The organism is Methylobacter sp. S3L5C, assembly GCF_022788635.1.
In the GTDB taxonomy this organism is placed as follows: Bacteria; Pseudomonadota; Gammaproteobacteria; order Methylococcales; family Methylomonadaceae; genus Methylobacter_C.
This window is the reverse complement of the sequence record NZ_CP076024.1, coordinates 3,599,396-3,605,834: the sequence shown is the minus strand read 5'-3', so window position 1 is coordinate 3,605,834 and position 6,439 is coordinate 3,599,396. Positions and strand designations below refer to the sequence as shown.

Here is a 6,439-nt window from a genome sequence, read left to right as displayed (position 1 = left end):
ATCTAAATAATTTATCCATATTTATCAATTGGATAATCTAATAAATAATGTTTTTACGAAATTCAGGCAAGGACGGCTGTTATTTGAAAAACAAGAATAGCGGCACATTATCTGGATTGTGTTCTTTAACAGCGGTATGAAAATGGCTCATTTTTTTATTGTGTTTGAATAGTAACAAAATATACTATAAGTCCATAAAAGGTACGGATAAAACAACCTTTTGATAGCGAGGGATGTGCCACGTTCGGCAGCACATCTTATTGCACAAAGTTAGGTCAGTAAAAATACATAAATGCTTGTCTTTGGTGCAAATATTAAGCATAAAAAGTATGTATTTAATATAAGTAACTGAAATATATAGATATAAAGTTTTGGCATCGATAGTGCTTAATACCTTATTAAGATACCTCTCTTTTCTGTTGCTCTCTCCTGGGCATTTACCTTTGGCGTCCTGCCTTCTCGGTCAGGGCGCTTTTTTTTGTCTGATGATCTTGCCGGTTGTTTAAAAACGGCTCAATCTAAAATTTGGCAGATAATTTGCTTAATTATTCAGTATCCCGAATTAACTCAAATTCAGAGCTGATAAAGGTCAAAAAACGATACAGGGAGCAACAACGTCAGTTTTATTGTCAGGTTTAAAACAATCTTTCCATTCTTGAGGAATGACTTTTTATAGTCATTAATAATACGATGAAATATAAAACTATCTCTATTACCGATTCTGAAAAATTAATTAAAGAAATCAATCCCATGATTCTTGACTGCCGGGATTTAAAAGATTATCGGGCAGGGCACTTGGAAGATGCCCTTCATGTTCATGAAGGTTTAAAAGATTCTTTAGTCAAACGCGGCGATAAGCAGCGGTGCTTGTTGATTTATTGCTATTACGGTCATGCCAGCGAACATCTTGCCGAGTTTTTCTTTGATTTTGGCTTTAAGAAGGTTTACAGCCTGGAGGGCGGTTATTCCAGCTGGAAAGATAAACATCAGGAAGCCTGAATAAGGACTTGGTTATAAAGCAATTATTATTTGCCATACTTGTTAAATGAGGATATCAAAATGGAAGCATTACCCCGTGAACTGGCTTTGCGTATTGCCTTGGCGTCGCGCATTCTACCTGGTATTGACATACCCGCATTACTGGAAATTTTACATGAGCGAGTCGGTTCGCCGTTGGATGATGAAAAATTAAAATCGATCACAGTGACCAATCTTAAGACTGGTTTGGGCAGTCTGGATGGCGAAGAAGATGGTGAAGATATCGGTATCGGCCTTGCCAATATAAAGCTGGCGGTCCGGTATCTTTGGGGCGACGAGGCTGAAGATGAAGATTTGCCGGAAATACTACCTTATAAAGACGGTGAAATCCCCGATTCTATTCGTGTCGCTATCAGTTCAAACAGTGGTGCATTGATTAACGGGCATTTCGGCTCTTGCATACGTTTTCTGGTTTATCAGTTATCACAAAATGATTATAAGCTGGTTGATATACGTTCAACTATTGAAGCCGATAGTAGTGATGACAGAAACCTGTTTCGTGCTAATTTGATTAAAGATTGTCATGTAGTTTTTGTGCAATCAATTGGCGGTCCGGCAGCAGCTAAAGTGATACGCGCCGATATTTACCCGATCAAGATTCCTGAGGTAACCGGGGCGGTTGACCAGTTAACCGAATTTCAGAAAGTATTTGCTGCGCCGCCGCCGTGGTTTGCCAAAGCATTAGGGCATTCAGCGGAGGAGCGCGTGAGGTTTACTCATGATGAGGGTTGTTAAGGTAATTCTTAAAAGAACGCACATCAATAACCGGTCTATGGTGCGTTTTATAAAAAGATGAAAACTGTCAATCCGATGGCTTGAATCATTCAGACAGGGATCGTCGTTTGTAAAAACTGCCGATAACCGTTGTTATTAACGTTGAGCCTTATTGCCCTGCATTGGCACAAGACCGCTCTAAATAGAGACCATAAGTTAATCTATTCGTGATAATTTGCACCAATTTGAATGGAAAGCGCCTTTTTTTGCACTGAAAATGCTCGTTTATTGTACGTGTTAATTTGTGTGTATACCTTATTGTGTGTTGTATTGCTTCTTCTTGGGACATATATGCTTAAATAAGTATATTGGTTCGATTATTGCTTTGTTATTGTTGATTGACATTCAATATTACACAGGGGAATAAAAATGACTGGAAATAGTGCCCGCGTTCAGGCTGTACAAAACATTACCAATCGAATACCCATGCCGGCTAAAACACCGGAATCGCTCAGTAATCTGTGGGCGAGTGATGTGTTTACGCTAAGCAAGATGAAGGAAAGCCTGCCTAAAGACGTTTTTAAATCGGTAAAAAAGACCATAGAAGCCGGTGCAGAACTTGACGTCTCTATTGCCGATGTCGTGGCATTGGCAATGAAAGATTGGGCCCTGTCCAAGGGTGCCTTGTATTACGCTCATGTATTTTATCCGTTAACCAATGCAACGGCAGAAAAGCACGATAGCTTTATTTCCGTGCAAAGTGATGGTTCAGTTATTTCTGAATTTAGTGGCAAAGTGCTGGTGCAAGGCGAGCCGGATGGTTCATCCTTTCCGAATGGCGGCATACGCTCGACTTTTGAAGCGCGCGGCTATACCGCATGGGATGTTACCAGTCCTGCTTATATCATGACAACTGACAACGGTGCTACGCTTTGTATTCCAACGGTTTTTGTTTCCTGGACTGGCGAGGCACTGGATAAAAAAACGCCGTTGCTGCGTGCCAATGCCGCGATGAATAAAGCCGCCCAGAGAGTCTTGTCGCTTCTTGGTCACACTGACATTGCGCCCGTTAATTCCAGTTGCGGAGCTGAACAGGAATACTTTCTGGTCGATGCTAATTTTGTCAATAATCGTCCGGATTTGCTGCTGGCAGGGAGAACCTTGTTTGGCGCATCGGCGGCTAAAGGCCAGCAATTTGACGATCATTATTTCGGCGCGATACCTGAACGCATCCAGGTGTATATGCAGGATGCTGAGGAACAGTTATATCGTTTGGGTATTCCTGCCAAAACCAGGCATAACGAAGTGGCTCCCGGACAATTTGAGATTGCACCCTTTTTTGAAGCAGCCAATGTAGCAACGGATCATCAGCAATTACTGATGACGGTATTAAAAAATACCGCCAAAAAACATGGTCTGGTCTGTCTGCTGCATGAAAAACCGTTTAAAGGCATTAACGGATCAGGTAAGCATGTTAACTGGTCAGTCGGTAATGCAAGCCAAGGCAATTTGCTTGATCCGGGTACCACACCGCATTCCAATACCCAGTTTTTACTGTTCTGCGGCGCAGTTATTCGTGGTGTCCACAAATACGGGCCACTATTACGTGCCGTTATCGCAACGGCAAGTAATGATCACCGTCTGGGTGCCAACGAAGCACCACCGGCCATCATGTCTGTTTATCTGGGGTCGCAACTTGATAATGTCTTCGAGCAAATCAGCAATGGCAAGATAACCGGCTCACTAAACGCTGGCGTTATGAATTTGGGTATCAATACCTTGCCTGTTTTTAATAAAGATTCGGGCGATAGAAATCGTACCTCGCCTTTTGCCTTTACCGGTAACCGTTTTGAATTTCGTGCTGTTGGTTCCGGGCAATCGGTCGCAGGTCCTCTGGTGGCTATGAACACGATGTTGGCTGATTCACTTAACTGGGTTGCCGACACTCTGGAAAGCAATATAAGTCAAGGGGCTGATCTTGATACGGCAATCCTTAAAACACTGAAAGAATTAATCGATCAGCATGGCGCAGTTGTCTTCGGTGGTAACGGCTATTCCGCCGAGTGGCATAAAATGGCGGTTGAAGAACGTGGCTTGGCTAATCTTAAAACAACAGCCGATGCGTTACCGGTTTTAAAAGAAGCCTATATTGAGGAATTATTCGACAAGCTTGGCGTATTATCACCGGTTGAACTGGCCAGTCGCTTCGAAATTTATTCCGAGCAATACATACTCGCCATTGATGTGGAAGCAAAACTGGTCGTGAGTATGGCAAAAACCGGCATTTATCCCGCTGTTGTCAAATATTTGTCCGAGCTTTCCGCTACCATCAGCAGTCTTAAAAGCAACGGTATCGAACTGGATAATGAACGGTTGGTCAAGATCGCAGCAATGCTGACATCAATGATGGAGACGGTAGATAAACTAAGCGCTGCTATCAGTCAGCATGATTTTTCAACACCCGAAGAACATATGCACTTCTGTGCAAAATCCATCCGTCCACTCATGGATGACGTGCGTCACTATGCCGATGCGCTTGAAGGTGAAATTGCCGATGAATTGTGGCCTTATCCAACCTATCAAGAAATGTTGTTTATCAAATAACCATTGGCGCAATGCCGTTGGGATTGTTTTGCAGGTTAGTGGTGAGTTAAGGTGATATCCAAGAATGAATATACCCAAGTGGCGCAGGATTTTTGTTTATTTTCAAAGCGGTAAAATTGGCACGTAGCTGGCTACGTAACTATTTTGACAACGCAGAAAACAAATAAAAAGACCAGTAAATTGGGTATATTCTTCGCAGGAAATCACCTAAGGTAACCCGACAATTTGGTGCATTAAATGCGTCAAATATTTGGGCTTACCTCACTGCCAATTGATACAAAAAGGATCAAACAAGTCGTACAACATCACCTTATTGTATAACTCCTTTATTGATGAAGGGCACTGACTTTTAAATCAATCCGAAAACGACTGGTTAGCCAAAAGGCAGAAGGTTACAATAGCGTCAGACACATTTTCACTGTTGAAAGTGTAATTTCAACCCTAGAAGGCGCAATCATCGTATGAAAATAATTTCCTGGAATGTCAACGGCATTCGCTCGATACAAGGCAAAGGCTTTGCTGAAACGCTCGCGCAGTTGGATGCCGATTGCATTTTATTGCAGGAAAACAAGGCTCAGGTAGATCAGGTTGAAAAAGCTCTGGAGGGCATTGAGGGCTATCATATTTATTCCAACTGCGCCGAACGCAAGGGCTATTCGGGGGTTACACTGTTATCCCGGCAGGCACCGCTGCAAGTTATCCATGATATGGGTATTGCCGAGCACGACCGGGAAGGTCGCGTGATGGTTGCCGAGTTTGAACATTTTTTTCTGCTGAATGTTTATGTACCAAATTCGGGCGAGGCCTTGGCACGACTGGATTATCGGCATAGCTGGGATCTTGACTTTCTGGCTTATTGCCTGCAACTGAAAAGCAAAAAACCGCTCATTATCTGCGGTGATTTTAATGTCGCGCATCAGGAAATTGATATCGCTCGTCCAAAACCTAATTACAATAAATCGGCGGGATATACGCAAGTTGAAATCGACGGTTTCAGCGGGTTTGTCGATGCCGGATTGGTCGATAGTTATCGGCATTTTCACCCGGATACCATCGCTTACAGTTGGTGGAGTTATCGCGGGGGTGCCAGGGCAAGAAACGTCGGTTGGCGGATTGATTATGTGCTGACCAGCAAAGTTCTGGTCGATAAAGTCAAGCAGGCTTTTATTCTGCCGGATATTACCGGATCGGATCATTGTCCGGTCGGCATCGAGATAGATCTTTAATATTTTTCAATTGGGGCTTTTACAGGTTGCTGGCAAGTTAATGACCCCTCAACAATTTTAGACTTCAATTGTTGGGAGTAGTTGTAAAATTGTGCCATGTGCTATGAACGGTACTCCTATTAAGACAAAAACGTTAAACTAAAAACTTATACCAAACCGACGAGGTAATGATTTTTGTCTCAACCGCATGGGTGTTAATATTATTTTTCGTACTATAAAAACAAAGTGTTACAAAATACTGCTGCTCCCTGTCCTGTTGGAGAGGGAATAGCAGTATTTGTGTAGATAGCTATATCTTAAGTGAGGTTATGGTGCATTAGTCCCAAGACACCTACCACTATCAAATAGACAGCGACAAAATAATTTAAAAATCGTGGTACCAGTAAAATTAATATACCTATCACAAGTGCCAGCAAAGGTTCGGCTGCAATATTCAGGTTCATGGTGATTATCCTAATAAATAAAGTAAAAAAAGATTGGCAGCAAGAGCTGCTGACCCTGCCTGTACGATATCCTGCATTAGTTTGCTATCGGCATAGCAGAACCATAAGACAAGTTAGTCATTAACTTACTTAAATTTGGAAACGGCGCTGGTCAAGCCTTTGCTGAGGTCATTCCAGACCTTATCGGCAGTCTCTTTAACCGTATCCCAAGAATCACCACCAGCTTCCTTCAGCTCCTTCATTTTTTCAGTTGCTGCATCCTGTTTGGCTCGTAAGTCGTTGAGCTCTTCGGTGTACTTAAGCTTTGCATCTGCCGATGCTTTTTCTGTCTTGGCAGCTAAAACATCAATTTGAGCGCTCCACTCTTTCAGATCTGATGCCAGATTTTCTATGTATTCGTCTTTAGTTTTCATG

At 42.5% G+C, this 6,439-nt stretch carries 6 protein-coding genes; 4 read left to right on the top strand and 2 right to left on the bottom strand.

Annotated elements, in window-relative coordinates:
* The first annotated feature begins 690 nt into the window (after window positions 1-690).
* The 4 genes from KKZ03_RS16225 (at window position 691) to KKZ03_RS16210 (ending at window position 5,582) form a co-directional block, all read left to right on the top strand.
* The gene (locus KKZ03_RS16225; protein WP_243217838.1) at window positions 691-999 is read left to right on the top strand and encodes a rhodanese-like domain-containing protein; all 309 of its coding nucleotides are present in this window, start codon (window positions 691-693) and stop codon (window positions 997-999) included.
* A 60-nt stretch (window positions 1,000-1,059) separates the two neighbouring features.
* A complete protein-coding gene (locus KKZ03_RS16220) occupies window positions 1,060-1,773 on the top strand; it encodes a dinitrogenase iron-molybdenum cofactor biosynthesis protein (RefSeq protein WP_243217837.1) in 714 nt (237 codons plus the stop codon).
* A gap of 408 nt (window positions 1,774-2,181) precedes the next feature.
* Window positions 2,182-4,356, top strand: coding sequence for a glutamine synthetase III (locus KKZ03_RS16215; RefSeq protein WP_243217836.1), 2,175 nt, complete (start codon window positions 2,182-2,184; stop codon window positions 4,354-4,356).
* Between the two features lie 461 nt (window positions 4,357-4,817).
* Window positions 4,818-5,582, top strand: a complete 765-nt coding sequence (locus tag KKZ03_RS16210) for an exodeoxyribonuclease III (protein ID WP_243217835.1) — start codon at window positions 4,818-4,820, stop codon at window positions 5,580-5,582.
* Between the two features lie 296 nt (window positions 5,583-5,878).
* Here KKZ03_RS16210 and KKZ03_RS16205 read toward each other — a convergent pair whose 3' ends face one another.
* Window positions 5,879-6,019 (bottom strand): DUF3096 domain-containing protein, encoded by a 141-nt coding sequence (locus KKZ03_RS16205; RefSeq protein ID WP_243221656.1) that lies wholly within the window; start codon window positions 6,017-6,019, stop codon window positions 5,879-5,881.
* Window positions 6,020-6,150: 131 nt separating this feature from the next.
* Window positions 6,151-6,438, bottom strand: coding sequence for a hypothetical protein (locus tag KKZ03_RS16200; protein WP_243217834.1), 288 nt, complete (start codon window positions 6,436-6,438; stop codon window positions 6,151-6,153).
* Window position 6,439 lies beyond the last annotated feature (1 nt).